Raw genomic sequence first — 14,073 nt, 5'->3', positions numbered from 1 at the left:
TTTCTTTTCATAAATTTAAACATAGGAATTTGTCTACAAAGGTGGCGAAGCATCCATATGAAGATTCGAATCTGTGCCACATTTATTTGTATTCTACTAGTATGTTTCATTCCTTTTTCAACTTGTGCAAAAGGAGAGGGGGCAAAGGAAAGGGTCGTTTCACTTGTATATGATGATTCTGGCAGCATGAGAAATAACGATCGCTGGAAGTATGCCAATTACGCTTTGCAAAGTTTAGTTGCATTATTAGATGAGAAAGATACATTTTCATATGTGCCTATGAGCCGTCCAGAAGAAGCATTTCAACTCGCGCTCACAAATGAAAAGAGACAAACAGAAATAAATCAAATTGGAGCTTGGAAACATTATTTGAATACACCGTTTCGGGCTGTAGAAACCGCGATGCAATCTATAAAAAAAGAAGCCGAAAGAGATGACAAACGTGAATTTTGGCTCATTGTATTAACGGATGGAGCTTTTAATGAATTAGAAAAAGAAAAGAATGGTGGAAAAGAATACGTGACGCAGCAACTGAGGCAATTTAAAAAAGAAATGGAAACGAAAAAAATATCTTTGCATCCGGTTTTAATCACGATGGAAGAAAACTTAGGACCGCAAGAACAGCAACAAATGAATCTATTTAAAGAAATATGGCAGAAAGAAATAAACGGCATCATCATGCCATCAAGTGGTGAAGATGGGGTGATTCAAAGTGTCAATCAAGCTGCGGCTTTAGTTGCGAATCGGGACCCATTTTCTTCGGTCGAATCAATTGTGAAAACAAAAATAAAAGGGAATACAGTGGAGATTGCTACACCATTTCCATTGAAACGAATGACTTTGGTAAAACAATCTTCTCTTGCCTCACAATACCAAGTGAAAAAGCTTGAAAACCCATTAATCTTGCAAAACTCTTTTTCTATTCATGCACCGGGAGAATCTCGTTTATATGGTGAAATTGCACATATTCAAGCGGAAAATCAAACAGTGATTAAACCGGGAACATATCGGATAGAGGTGGACAGAGAAATTGGAAAAGAAGAGCTAAAAGTGCTTGTAGAGCCAGCGCTCGATTATCAGCTTTCTATTTATGAGAAAGAAGATAAAGAAAAGAAAGATACGGAAACAATGTATGAGGGAACGACCGCTATAATTGAAGCAAAGCCTACAGAATTACCTATTCAATCTTCTTATTTTCAAGCAGAAATAGAAATAGATGGTAAGTTGTATCCGATGAAATGGGATGGGAAAAGAAATGTATTTTATTATGAAACAAAAGTCGAAAAACAATTTATTCGTGGAAAAGTTCATATGAATATAAAAGGATTTTATAGACAAACAAAAGAATTTCGTATTCAGCCTGAAACTAGACCGAAGTTGTCATTACAAACTCTTACAAAAGACTACCAAGAAAAGGTAACAAATTTAACGAATAGCAAACCTTTTGTTATGCAGCCGCTGTTAAATGGAAAACCGATGACGGAAGCAGAAGTAAAAAGGGTATTATCGTCTACTCACATCACATCTAATCAATCGATTCACTATGAATTAACACAGCATCGTAATCAAATCTATGTATATCCTCGTCCGTATTACTCCGATACATTTAATTTTACAGATACAGGTAACGTAAAGGCTACTATCACAATACGCGATTCAAAGCTGCAAAAAGTAGAGAAAACCATTTCCTTTTATATTCAAAATGCACCGTTTTGGGAACGGTACGCAGTCATTTTTCAATTTGTAATACCAGTTACTTTATTCCTTTTCATTGTCGGAATTCTTATTTTAGGCTGGGTTGTCCGGCCAAGATTTCATCGGAAAGCAATGCTCTATTACGAATGGGATCAAGAGGTGGCGAAAGATTGGTTCTATCAATCTGAGCCAGAGCTTTTAAGAAATAAATGGTGGAAACATTATTTTGGCATTCCATTTCGTGCAGAGAGAAAAACCATTCAGTCCATTACATTGATTGCGAAAAAAGGATCGAAATCGATATTTGTAGCGAAGGAATCACAAGTAATTGGCATGATTATTGACGGTATGTTTATTACGGAAGAAGAGATTGGATATGAACATAAGACGTTATATCCAAATGAAATTGTCGTAATTGATAGAGGATATGGGAAGGAGATTTATCGATATGAGTGTGAATAGAGGGATTCACAAAAGTGCGGTGAACGATACTTCGCATATTTCTGGCAGACGTGTCACGCTCTGTTAAGGCTCTTACTTTTCTTTTTTAGCTCTAGTAGTAATTTGATTGTATCTTTTCATCTTTTGAGCATGTACAAACAGGAAGGTGGTTTACATGACATTACAAGTTCCAACGATTTTAATTGGTTTAGGCGGAATTGGGAGTGCTGTTACACATCAAATATATGAAAAGTTGCCAGAAAATCGTCGGAAAAGAGTCGCGATGCATGTGTTTGATACGGATGTGAATACGTTAAGTAAGTTTGAACATATTCGAAAATTTAAGACACAAACGAGTTCCAGTAAAACACCAAGAGAATATATTGCAGGAGATCCGACGATTCCAGAATGGTTTCCGATGGATCCGACAATTTTAGATAAACCGCTAACAGAAGGTGCGGGGCAAATGCGCGTGATTTCACGTTTAGCTTTACGTGCTGCGATGAAAGAAGATAAATTAACAGCCTTTTGGCAAGAAATCGAAAAGATTTTTCCTGTGACAAGCGATCAAACAGAATATGGCGTTCGCGTTATTATTGTCACATCACTTGCTGGTGGAACCGGATCAGGGATGTTTTTACAAATTGCATTATACTTACGTGAAATGCTTCGGAAGAAATTGCAACATCATAACATTTTAATTCGAGGTGCCTTTTTAATGCCAGATGTGCTTGTGAAAACACGTACGGTCAGTGCGAAAGAATATGAAACGGTGCAAGCAAATGGATATGCTTCTTTAAAAGAACTTCATGCGATTACACTCGGTTCAACTGGCGAGATATCAAAGCGTGGTGGTGTAACAATTGAACTTGAATATCGTCCTGATCAAGTAGATGAGGATGGAAGAACGAATCATACAATTAAGCAACATCATTTACCTTATAATTATTGCTTCTTATATGATTATGAAAATTTGCACGGGCATCATCTACACAATGTAACAGATTATATGGAGCAAATGACAAATACAATTTATTTACAACTATTTAGTCCCATGTCTACTAGTCACTTTGCACAAGAAGACAATCAAATTCAGCAATTAGCCGAGTCAAATGGTAAAGCTCGTTATTGTGGTGCAGGCACGGCTAAGTTAATTTATCCATATGAACACGTATTGAAATATTGTGCTTTAAAATGGGCTGTGCAAGGTTTAGATGAATCATGGCTTCATTTAGATCAATTGTTTCAGGAGAAAAAGCAGCGTTATGAACAAGATGTGCGCCGCGGTATGCAGCGAGAAAAGCCTGAGCGCGGGAAGAGTTATTTAGAGGATTTAGAGCATTTGGCAACGCGTCCTGAGCAAGCGCATATTTTCTACAGACAAATGTATAATGAAACGCGTGAAGGAGCAGAAGGTGGAAAAGTTGGTGTTGCTAAGTCGAAATTGTTTTTAGAAGCGGTGGAAAGTTATGTGCAGCGTACAGTGCAAAAGGATGAAGAACTCAATCGATTGCAACATGAATGCAAAATTTCAGCAGCGAAGCTGAAAATTCCAGAGCAAATGAAAGGAGAAGTAGCGAGGGTAGATCATGCTGTTCGATTGTATGCATATGCAATACCAAGCCGCGTACATGAACATGTAACAACCCTGCTTTATGAAATAGTTGAATCAGATCGCTATGCACCTAGTGGCTCAGAAGGACAGTCGTATCAATTAAACACATGGTTTTTAAAGAAAACAGAGGCAGTTCATCCTGTGGCTGCTCGTTTTATGTTATATGAAATTCGAAAACAATTAATCGAAAAAATAAATCGCTTACATGAGAATAATGAACAAAAACGAAATTTAATTCAAAATTACGATAAGAAGTTTAATGTGAGCAATATTGATGGGACAGTTACAGCGGTGCGCCGCGTTGAACTTGCACAGCAGCAAAATTGGTTTGGAAAAATGTTTTACAATCAACAGCGTATGTTTCGAAAAGAATTTGAAGATATCGTAACGCAATATGTGCATAAACTAAATGAATATCGCAAGGAAATGTTGCTAGAACTCGTATATCAATCGCTCTACCAAACGATTTATAAGATGATTCAACATTGGGAGCGCTTCTTTGACAACTTACAAGAGACGCGTGAAAATTTATTATTTGAAATTCAAAAGCGGAGTAAAGAATTTGAAGGAAAAACAAACCCGACAAATGTGTATGTATTAGCAGATGAACAGTTACAAGAGAAAATATGGAAAGATATGCAGCAACATTTAAATTTAGGCGTATTACCAAAAGATATATCCGCGGAAATATATATGAGTTTATATGGGGAATATTGTCGCGATATACAAGCCGAGGAAAGTCAATCGCAAAAGGTCGAGGATTTTTATAGAGAGCATATATTAACGTATTGTTATAAGGAACTTCAAGTACGATATCGCGACAAATTAGAACTCAATATTATTGAAGCGCTTCGCAAAGAGGCTGACTTTAAAAAACGAGATCGGAATGAATATGTAAGAGCGAAAATTGAAGATTTGTTCCATTTAGCAAGTCCGTTTATTCCAAAGGTAGCTCATCATCGAGAATTGCAATATTGGGGTGTTCATCCTTCCTTAAAGAAAGAATTACAAGAGGAGCTTTTGCAAGAATTGTTTCAAGAAAAAGATACAGTGAACGAAGCTTTCTCTCCGTTTGAAGTAATCTGTTACAGAGCACATTATGGGTTGTCATTGCAAGATTTTCCAAAGTTATCGTCCGGTCATATCGCGAACGGTCTTCTATATGATAAAGGAGATTACTTTCAATCGTATTACCGACGTGTCAATAAGTTGAATAGTAAAAAATCGAATTTGACACCGCATTTAGATAAATATTGGCACTTACCAGCCTTTATGCCCGACTTAAATGCGACGCAAACGAAGCTAGATTATGATAAATGTAATCGTGCTTTACTGTATGCGTATATATACCGGTGGATTAGCTTAGTTGCTGTGGACGGCCAATTTGTTTATCAATATAACGGTGTAGGGAGAAGTTTTTTAATACAGTCTATGGGGAAAAACATTCCAAGTGAAATTTATAAATTGCATCGCGCTCTGCTTCATAATCCGTTTATTTATGAAAATATTTTATCTCGTTTTGAAGAAGAGCAAGAAAAAGCGATGGTGCAAGGAGGGCACTTGTATACGCAAACATTTGTATTAGGTGCTCAAGATGTTAGATGGCTTCGTAAAGAGCATGTGCATAATATTTTAGATGTAATTTTAATGTATGATCGTGAGGCGAAATATGATCCAACGTTAGAAGAAACATCAGATGAATTATTGCGTTTACTTCTAGATGAAGTACTTTTATATTTTGAGAATTATTATGGAGCAGGAGCAGAAACTATTGCGAAAAAAGAAGCAGAATTATTTATGAAGCAGTTATGGGATCGCTCATATGCGAAAGGGTATGTAGATCCCAATAGTGCCCCTTATAAAAAATGGCAGCATATATTATGTGTGTTAGATGAGGAAGAAGAAACAAAAACGAATGCGTAGAAGGAAGATAGGGAACCCTTAATCATGCCGAGATTATTTTGAAAAGAGGGGTTTAGGTGCCATTTTTAGGAAGTGTGTATCAAATATTTGGGTTATATCCAGAGATTTATTATGGGATGATTTCATCGGATATAAAAGAAGAAGTACAGAAAGATGGCGAACAAGAAGAACAAGAACAGACGTATGAATGACCATGCAGGCTCGCTTGCATGGTTTTTTCATGATACAATAAAGCGAATTTTGAGAAGGAGAAAAAGGAATGAAGTGGATTTATTTTATCGTTATTAATGTGATTGCATTTAGTATGATGGGATTGGATAAACGAAAGGCCAGAAAGAAAAAATGGCGCACGCCAGAAAGGACATTATTTTTAGTAGCAGCGGCTGGAGGGGCACTTGGAGCATGGTTTGGTATGTATGTTTTTCATCATAAAACACATAAGAATCAATTTGTACTTGGGATTCCTCTGCTTGTTTTCATTACAATTGGCCTGTTTTTTGTTGTATAAAAAATGAGAATACAAAGTGTGTCGAAAAAAATGCAGTTTCAATATTGGAAAAATTCATGTAAGGCAACGTATAATGGAGAGAAAAAGAGAAGAGGGGAAAAGGGAAGATGGAGAGTCAAAAAGCACTACAAAGAAAAGGAATTATATATGCGGCTGGTGCTTATACGATGTGGGGGATCCTACCAGTTTATTGGAAATGGGTAGAAGAAGTTCCTGCTGAGGAAATATTGGCACATCGCATCGTTTGGGCTTTTGTTTTTATGTTAATTGTTCTTGGTGTATCAAAGCGATTTGGTCAATTTATGAGTGAACTGATGAAACTTTTTACACAACCTAAATTGTTCATCTCGTTAACAATTGCGTCTATTTTAATTACTGGAAACTGGTTTGTGTACATATGGGCGGTTAATCATGGTCATATTATTGAAGCCAGTCTTGGTTATTATATTAACCCACTAGTAAGTATTGTCCTTGGGACGGTTGTTTTAAAAGAGAAGCTAAATTTTTGGCAATACGTTGCTGTTGGGCTAGCTGGAGTAGGGGTAGTGATTTTAACGGTTCGATACGGCGAAATTCCATGGATTGCTCTTTCGCTTGCATGTACATTTGGTTTATATGGTTTAACGAAAAAATTATTGAATTATGATGCAATGAATGGGTTGACCTTGGAAACAATGATCGTTACACCGGTTGCTGCTATCTATTTATTTATGGTTGGAGCGCATGGATTCGGTTCGTTTGGATCGATTTCTATAGCGGAAACATTACTTTTAATGGGAGCTGGAGCTGTTACAGCGTTGCCACTTTTTTACTTTGCTAAGGGAGCACAAAGGATTCCGCTATATATGATAGGATTTTTGCAATATATTGCACCAACAATCAATCTTATTTTAGGTATTTTTATTTTCCATGAGCATTTTACGTCTGCTCATAGTATGGCATTTTTATTTATTTGGATTGCATTGTTTATATTTTCTATCGCAAAAACAAAGTTTTTACTAAAAAAACAGCCTAAGTTTTTAAAAAATAAATCAGCAAAGTATTATAATGCGTAGTATTTTCTGCGCATTTTTTCTTTATACTTATAGTATAGAGTTTCCATTACAATAAGTGGGGAGATGGAAATGTGGAAACAATTCTACATAATGAACCGTTTATGGCCGCAGTATTATCGTGGTTTTTAGCACAATTTACGAAAGTGATTTTTAAACTCGCTAAGACAAGAGAATTTGATTTTGCTCAATTCTTTGCTTCTGGTGGTATGCCGAGTTCGCATTCTTCAACAGTTACTGCCTTAGCAACAGGTGTTGGAATTGTGGAAGGGATATCGAGTGCCGTGTTTGCTGTGGCAGTGATTTTCGCCATTATTGTTATGTATGACGCTTCTGGAGTCAGGCTTGCCGTAAGTAAACAGGCGAAGATTTTAAATGACTTTTTTCATGGGAGACAAACGAATTATAAAAAATTAAATGAACTTGTCGGTCATACTCCTTATCAAGTTGTTGTCGGAGCTATTTTAGGAGTTGTTGTCGGAATTTGGTACTGTATGTAAGCAGAATGTGTATGTTACATGTTCTGCTTTTTTGTTTTATACATAATTGTTATAAATTGTGAATATCGTGTATGGATTTCGAAAAGGTAGGTGAAGAGGGTGGTATTATACGGAAGAGTGTGTGCAGAAATAGAGCGGACAATCACTGCACTTCATACAATGCAACAGCAAGATGGTGCATGGCGCTTTTGTTTTGAAGGATCGCCATTAACAGATTGTCATATGATTTTTTTACTTCGATTATTAGAAAAGGAAGAAGAAATAGAGCCGTTTGTAGCAAGGTTAACGTCCATACAAACAAATGAAGGAACTTGGAAGCTATACGAAGATGAACGTGCTGGCAACGTATCTACTACGATTCAAGCATATGCGGCGTTACTTGCATCTGGCATGTATACGAAAGAGGATGTCAATATGAAGCGTGCGGAAGCTTTTATTCAAGAAAGAGGAGGAATTGCACGTTCTCATTTTATGACGAAGTTTTTATTAGCACTGCATGGAGGATATGAATATCCTAGAATGTTTTATTTTCCAACTCCTATTTTATTCTTGCCTGAAGATTCTCCACTTAGCATATTTGAACTTAGTAGTTCTGCGCGTATTCATCTTATTCCAATGATGATTTGTATGAACAAAAGATTTACTGTATCAAAAACTATACTTCCGAATTTAGATCATATTTCAGGAAGCAGTAAGTCCGAATGGTTTCGTGAGGACCGCTCCTCATTATTTGAAACGATTCTTGGAGAAGTGAAAAAGTTTGTAACGTATCCTTTATCTCTTCATCATAAAGGGGACAAAGAAGCAGAGCGCTTTATGATAGAGAGGATTGACAGAAATGGTACATTATATAGCTATGCGAGCGCTACATTTTATATGATTTATGCACTTCTGGCGCTAGGGCATCATATTCAATCACCTCTTATTCAACAAGCAGTCGCAGGGCTCCGAACATACAAATGGCATATGGAAGCGGGCATTCATTTACAAAACTCTCCATCTACCGTATGGGATACGGCTTTACTCAGCTATGCATTACAAGAAGCGAATGTAAATGAGAGCACACCTATGATTCAAACAGCAACAGAATATATATGGCAAAGACAACATCATGAAAAGAAAGACTGGAGCTTGCATGCACCTACACTTTCTCCTGGAGGATGGGGGTTCTCAGATGTGAATACAACAATTCCAGACGTTGATGATACAACTGCTGCTTTAAGAGCGTTAGCACGAAGCAGAAAAAGGAATAGAAGAATAGAGGAGGCTTGGAAAAAAGGGGTGAACTGGGTGAAAGGATTACAAAATAAAGACGGAGGATGGGCTGCTTTTGAAAAGGGGGTAACAAATCGGTTTCTGACACATTTACCATTAGAAAATTCTGGTGATATGATGACGGATCCTTCTACTGCAGATATTACAGGACGGGTTTTGGAGTTTTTTGGGACGTATGCTCCTAATGAATTACAAGATCATCAAAAGAATCGCGCGATTACATGGCTAATGGATGTTCAAGAGAACAATGGATCATGGTACGGAAAATGGGGGGTCAGTTATATATATGGTACGTGGGCTGCTCTTACAGGATTGCGAGCTGTTGGAGTTGCGAATACACATCCAGCTTTAAAAAAGGCAGTTATGTGGTTAGAACGTATACAACATCGCGATGGAGGCTGGGGAGAATCTTGCCGAAGTAGTATAGAAAAAAGATTTGTTCCGCTATCCTTTAGTACTCCTTCCCAAACTGCATGGGCGATTGATGCTCTTATTTCTTATTATGATGAAGAAACACCAGTCATTCGAAAAGGAATTTCTTATTTATTAGAGCACGCTGCGAGTCATCAAGAATATCCTACAGGAACAGGATTACCAAATGGATTTTATATTCGTTATCATAGTTATTCTTATATGTATCCATTACTTACATTTGCACATTATATAAACAAATACCGAAAATAAACCGAGAGCATTTCTCGGTTTATTTTTCGTGGGTAGTAGGTCCCAATTGAAAAGAGTGAAAGATAGGATTTATTTTTTTTTCGATTGGCGTTTTTGGCGTGCATCGGCGGCTGCTGCACGCGCGTTTGCTTCTAGGTCATCATGGTCAGCTAGTTCACGAGAGAACTCAACATCAATACCATCAGAAACTGGTTTTTTATTTTCGTTTTGTTTGTTCATTTGACACAATCTCCTTGTGCATTATGCTATGTTTCGAGTTTAGTTTGACACAAACAGACTTTTTTATACAAATATAATTTGGGGTTATTTGTAATGTTATTTTCCCAGGATTTGTAGATACGGATATAACGAAAACTATACTAGATAAAGTGATGCACGGAATTTCAGTTGGTCGGATTGGAACCTTTCAAGATATTATAAATACAGCTGCATATTTAGCGTCAAATTAGGTTCTCTATATTAAATGGGGAATTTTACATGTCATCGGTAGCTTGTATGTGTGAAGTAACTTTTATGTTTCCATAACATGAAAGAGCCTAGCCGTATTTGGCTAGGCTCTTTCATTAGTTTAAGTTCACCCAAACGCTTTTTACTTCTGTATAGTTATCTAGTGCATATGATCCCATTTCGCGGCCTAAGCCAGATTGTTTATATCCACCGAATGGAGATGCTGCATCAAAGACATTATAACAGTTTACCCAAACGGTTCCTGCACGAACTTTACTTGCGATATAGTGTGCATTTTTAATGTTTTCTGTCCAAACGCCAGCAGCTAAACCAAAGGATGATTTATTTGCACGTTCAATTACTTCATCGATATCGTTAAACGGTAATGCTGAAATAACAGGACCAAAAATCTCCTCTTTTGCAATGGTCATTTCATCATTTACGTCGGCAAACACAGTTGGGGCCACGAAATAGCCTTTATCGAATGGTTTATTTCCTCCGCAAAGTACCTCAGCACCTTCTTCGATCCCTTTTTCAATGTAGCCCATAACGCGTTGCTGCTGTTCTTCAGAAACGAGAGGGCCGATTGTTGTTTTCGGATCTAATCCTGCACCTTGTGTTAAATTTTTTGAATAAAGGACAAGGTCAGCCATAACATTATCGTACATTTTTTTCGGGATAAATAAGCGCGATCCAGCGCAGCATACTTGTCCTTGGTTAAACATAACACCCGACAGTGCGGCAGGAATTGCACGAGATAAATCAGCATCTGGCAAAATGATGTTTGGTGATTTTCCACCAAGTTCTAATGTTACACGCTTTAATGTTTCAGAGGCTTGTCTCATAATTTGTTTACCAACAGGGGTTGACCCTGTAAATGCAATCTTATCAACGAAAGGGTGATTTACAAGAGCTTGTCCAGCAATTTCCCCAAATCCTGGAACAATATTGACTACACCTTTTGGAAATCCAGCTTCTTCAAATAATTCGGCTAAATATAGAGCGGATAGCGGAGTCTGTTCAGCGGGTTTCAGTACAATTGTACAGCCTGTTGCCAAAGCAGCTCCCATTTTCCACATGGCCATAAGGAGAGGGAAATTCCATGGGATAATTTGCCCAACAACACCCACTGCTTCATGGCGTGTATAGTTAAAGTATTCGCCGGATACTGGGATGGTTTGTCCGACAATTTTTGTAGCCCAACCGGCATAATAACGCATATGCTCAATAGCAAGCGGAATATCTGCCGCTAATGTTTCACGAATGGGCTTACCGTTATCTAATGTTTCAAGCTGAGCTAATTCATTTTTATGTTCTTCCATTAAGTCTGCCAGTTTGTACATCAAGCGACTGCGCTCTGCACCGCTCATACATGACCAAGGTCCTTCATCAAAAGCTTGTCTTGCGGCCATTACAGCTTTATGAATATCTTCACGACCAGCTTCTGATACGATTGCAAGTGTCTCACCAGTTGCTGGGTTCGGTGTTTTAAATGTTTTTCCGGATACACTTTCAACAAACGTTCCGTTCACGTATAACTTTTTTGTTCCCTGAAGAAACTGTTCAACCTTTTCATGAAGATTTACAGCTAATTGACTCATTGCATAACCCCCTTGAAAATATATTGTAAACGCAGTAAGAGACAGCGTTTATCCCTGTAACAAGGTTGTAAAGAACAAGTTGAAAGACCTCTAATTTTAATCATAAATAATAAAAACTGAAAATTCAAATTTCATTTATGTTACAATTGTAAAAAATACGTAATGATGCATGATTTCTACATCATGATACAAATTCTTGTTTGTTTTTACTTTCTAGTAGGAAAAATGGGAAAAAGAATGGTACAATTATACTTTGTGAGAGGAGGGAGACAATGAAATATGATCATGAAGATTCGCGTTTTCGGTTTGCTCATAAGGAAGCGTTAATCGGACTAGGTCTTGCTTGTATAAATTTTGTTATATGGTATGGGTTTGCTTATGGACTAGGTAGTAAAGATCCGAGTGAATACACATATATATTCGGTTTTCCAGCTTGGTTTTTTTATAGCTGTATCGTTGGATTTCTTATCATGGTTGTCTTGCTAAGTTTAGTTGTACGCTTTGTATTTCAAGATATTCCACTCGATGAGGAAGAAAAAAGTGAGGAATGATAGATGAATTGGTATGTAATAATTCCAATGATAATTTCTTTTATCATTGTATTTTTAATTGGTGTATATGCATCACGGCGCGTACAAGCGACAGCGCATCATAAATTTTTGCAAGAATACTTTCTTGGTGGACGTGAACTTGGTGGATTATTATTAGCAATGACAATGATTGCGACATATGGTAGTGCAAGCAGTTTTATTGGAGGGCCAGGTCTTGCTTACAATATGGGACTTGGATGGGTACTACTATCTGCTATTCAAATCGTCACCGGCTATATTGTATTAACGGTTCTTGGTAAAAAATTTGCCATTATTGCACGCAAAATGGAAGCCATTACACTTATCGATTATTTAAAAGGGCGCTATAATCATAAAGGTGTTGTCATTTTATCGGCATTATGCATTATTATCTTTTTATTTTCTGCAACTGTAGCCCAGTGGGTTGGTGGCGGACGGTTAATAGAATCGTTAACGGGGCTTTCCTATACAACATCTTTATTTTTGTTTACATTTTCTGTTCTTGTGTATGTTTTAATCGGTGGATTTCGAGCAGTTGCATTATCTGATACATTACTAGGAATCATTATGTTAGTGGGCACAACAATTATTTTAATTGCAACAGTAATCGCTGGGGGCGGAATTGAAAATATTATGCATGACCTTGTGCAAATCAATCCGAAGCTAATTACACCATTTGGAGCAGACGGCAGTTTAACGAAAACATATGTGACATCATTTTGGATTTTAATAGGGATTGGAGTAGTTGGATTACCGCAAATTAGCGTGCGTGCCATGTCTTATAAAAATTCAAAAGCGATGCATCAAGCATTAATCATTGGTACTGTTGTCGTAGGAACGATTATGATTGGCATGCATTTAACAGGTGTATTTGCTCGTGTTGTACTTCCAGGCATAGATGTGCCTGATAAGGTGATGCCTCTTTTAGCAATGGAAGTATTGCCACCTTGGCTTGCAGGAATTTTTTTAGCAGCACCGATGGCGGCGATTATGTCTACAGTGAATTCGCTCTTATTGCTTGTGAGTTCGTCTATCATGAAAGATATATACGTAAATTACATAAGTGAAAAAGCTACAGATCAAGCAATTAAAACAGGAAGTTTATGGATTACAGGGATCATTGGCTTACTTGTTTATGCAGCAGCGATTAAGCCACCAGACTTCTTAATTTGGTTAAATTTATTTTCTTTTGGTGGTTTAGAAGCAGCGTTTATTTGGCCGATTGTTTTAGGATTATATTGGAGAAAAGGAAATGCGATTGGTGCTTTTACATCTATAATTGTTGGGGTAGGATCTTATATCATCATTCACCTTTGGTTCCCCAATCCATTTCAAATTCATACGGTAGTATTTCCAATTTGTTTTGCGCTAATAGCTTACATACTTGGCAGCATTATGACAACGAAAAAAGAATCATAAAAAAACGCAGTGTTTACAAAAAACACTGCGTTTTCAGAGTGTTGAAAAACAACTCTGTCAATACGATTTTTTAAAAAAACTTTAAAAATGTCTCCTTTTCTAGAAGAATAAAAAGAAAGAAGGCGTTTTTCATGTTTTATAATCAAAAAAATCTTGAGATTACACAAAACCGTAAATTTTATGAAGCTATGTATGATCAAAATCATCATTTGGTTCGTATTGAAAAAGAAATGAATTGGAATATTGTTTATAAATTAGTAAAACCTTTTTATCAATCTCCTGTGGGGCGTCCTTCTGTAGATCCACTCATTATCGTAAAAATTTTGTTGATTCAATATGTTGAA

The 14,073-nt window shown here is 37.0% G+C and carries 12 protein-coding genes; 10 read left to right on the top strand and 2 right to left on the bottom strand.

Annotated features, from left to right (window positions below):
- Window positions 1-57: 57 nt before the first annotated feature.
- The 7 genes from MR056_RS18485 (at window position 58) to shc (ending at window position 9,693) form a co-directional block, all read left to right on the top strand.
- Window positions 58-2,157, top strand: a complete 2,100-nt coding sequence (locus MR056_RS18485; RefSeq protein ID WP_012094681.1) for a vWA domain-containing protein — start codon at window positions 58-60, stop codon at window positions 2,155-2,157.
- 154 nt (window positions 2,158-2,311) lie between these two features.
- The gene (locus MR056_RS18480) at window positions 2,312-5,674 is read left to right on the top strand and encodes a tubulin-like doman-containing protein (protein WP_012094680.1); all 3,363 of its coding nucleotides are present in this window, start codon (window positions 2,312-2,314) and stop codon (window positions 5,672-5,674) included.
- A gap of 56 nt (window positions 5,675-5,730) precedes the next feature.
- Window positions 5,731-5,865 (top strand): hypothetical protein, encoded by a 135-nt coding sequence (locus MR056_RS18475; protein WP_012094678.1) that lies wholly within the window; start codon window positions 5,731-5,733, stop codon window positions 5,863-5,865.
- A 68-nt stretch (window positions 5,866-5,933) separates the two neighbouring features.
- Window positions 5,934-6,182, top strand: a complete 249-nt coding sequence (locus MR056_RS18470) for a DUF1294 domain-containing protein (protein WP_048723946.1) — start codon at window positions 5,934-5,936, stop codon at window positions 6,180-6,182.
- Between the two features lie 107 nt (window positions 6,183-6,289).
- Complete coding sequence (gene rarD, locus MR056_RS18465; RefSeq protein ID WP_087098939.1) at window positions 6,290-7,237, top strand: EamA family transporter RarD; 948 nt, start codon at window positions 6,290-6,292, stop codon at window positions 7,235-7,237.
- A gap of 71 nt (window positions 7,238-7,308) precedes the next feature.
- Window positions 7,309-7,734 carry a divergent PAP2 family protein gene (locus MR056_RS18460; protein ID WP_012094675.1) on the top strand — a complete coding sequence of 142 codons (426 nt, stop codon included), beginning with the start codon at window positions 7,309-7,311 and terminating at the stop codon, window positions 7,732-7,734.
- A gap of 99 nt (window positions 7,735-7,833) precedes the next feature.
- Complete coding sequence (gene shc / locus MR056_RS18455; protein WP_012094674.1) at window positions 7,834-9,693, top strand: squalene--hopene cyclase; 1,860 nt, start codon at window positions 7,834-7,836, stop codon at window positions 9,691-9,693.
- 69 nt (window positions 9,694-9,762) lie between these two features.
- On the opposite strand, the gene MR056_RS18450 is transcribed toward shc, so the two are convergent.
- Window positions 9,763-9,912, bottom strand: a complete 150-nt coding sequence (locus tag MR056_RS18450; protein WP_012094673.1) for a YfhD family protein — start codon at window positions 9,910-9,912, stop codon at window positions 9,763-9,765.
- 344 nt (window positions 9,913-10,256) lie between these two features.
- Window positions 10,257-11,741 (bottom strand): aldehyde dehydrogenase family protein, encoded by a 1,485-nt coding sequence (locus MR056_RS18440; RefSeq protein WP_012094672.1) that lies wholly within the window; start codon window positions 11,739-11,741, stop codon window positions 10,257-10,259.
- A 272-nt stretch (window positions 11,742-12,013) separates the two neighbouring features.
- Between MR056_RS18440 and MR056_RS18435 the strand changes: the two genes are divergently transcribed.
- The 3 genes from MR056_RS18435 to MR056_RS18425 all read left to right on the top strand — a co-directional run.
- Window positions 12,014-12,292: a YhdT family protein gene (locus tag MR056_RS18435; RefSeq protein WP_012094671.1), complete on the top strand. Its 279-nt coding sequence runs from the start codon at window positions 12,014-12,016 to the stop codon at window positions 12,290-12,292.
- 3 nt (window positions 12,293-12,295) lie between these two features.
- Window positions 12,296-13,729, top strand: coding sequence for a sodium/pantothenate symporter (gene panF / locus MR056_RS18430; RefSeq protein WP_210351296.1), 1,434 nt, complete (start codon window positions 12,296-12,298; stop codon window positions 13,727-13,729).
- Window positions 13,730-13,860: 131 nt separating this feature from the next.
- On the top strand, window positions 13,861-14,073 hold a 213-nt coding region (locus MR056_RS18425), incomplete at its 3' end, for a transposase (protein ID WP_472926860.1).

Origin of the sequence: Bacillus cereus group sp. BfR-BA-01360 (assembly GCF_022663595.1) — a bacterium.
Lineage (GTDB): Bacteria > Bacillota > Bacilli > Bacillales > Bacillaceae_G > Bacillus_A > Bacillus_A cytotoxicus.
The sequence above is the reverse complement of the archived record's forward strand: the minus strand, read 5'-3'. Positions and strand labels throughout refer to the sequence as shown.

Coding starts and splice junctions, on each gene's coding strand:
- panF (WP_210351296.1), top strand. CDS start 12,296: ATGAATTGGTATGTAATAATTCCAATGATAATTTCTTTTATCATTGTA.
- MR056_RS18435 (WP_012094671.1), top strand. CDS start 12,014: ATGAAATATGATCATGAAGATTCGCGTTTTCGGTTTGCTCATAAGGAA.
- MR056_RS18470 (WP_048723946.1), top strand. CDS start 5,934: ATGAAGTGGATTTATTTTATCGTTATTAATGTGATTGCATTTAGTATG.
- MR056_RS18480 (WP_012094680.1), top strand. CDS start 2,312: ATGACATTACAAGTTCCAACGATTTTAATTGGTTTAGGCGGAATTGGG.
- rarD (WP_087098939.1), top strand. CDS start 6,290: ATGGAGAGTCAAAAAGCACTACAAAGAAAAGGAATTATATATGCGGCT.
- MR056_RS18485 (WP_012094681.1), top strand. CDS start 58: ATGAAGATTCGAATCTGTGCCACATTTATTTGTATTCTACTAGTATGT.
- MR056_RS18450 (WP_012094673.1), bottom strand. CDS start 9,912: ATGAACAAACAAAACGAAAATAAAAAACCAGTTTCTGATGGTATTGAT.
- MR056_RS18440 (WP_012094672.1), bottom strand. CDS start 11,741: ATGAGTCAATTAGCTGTAAATCTTCATGAAAAGGTTGAACAGTTTCTT.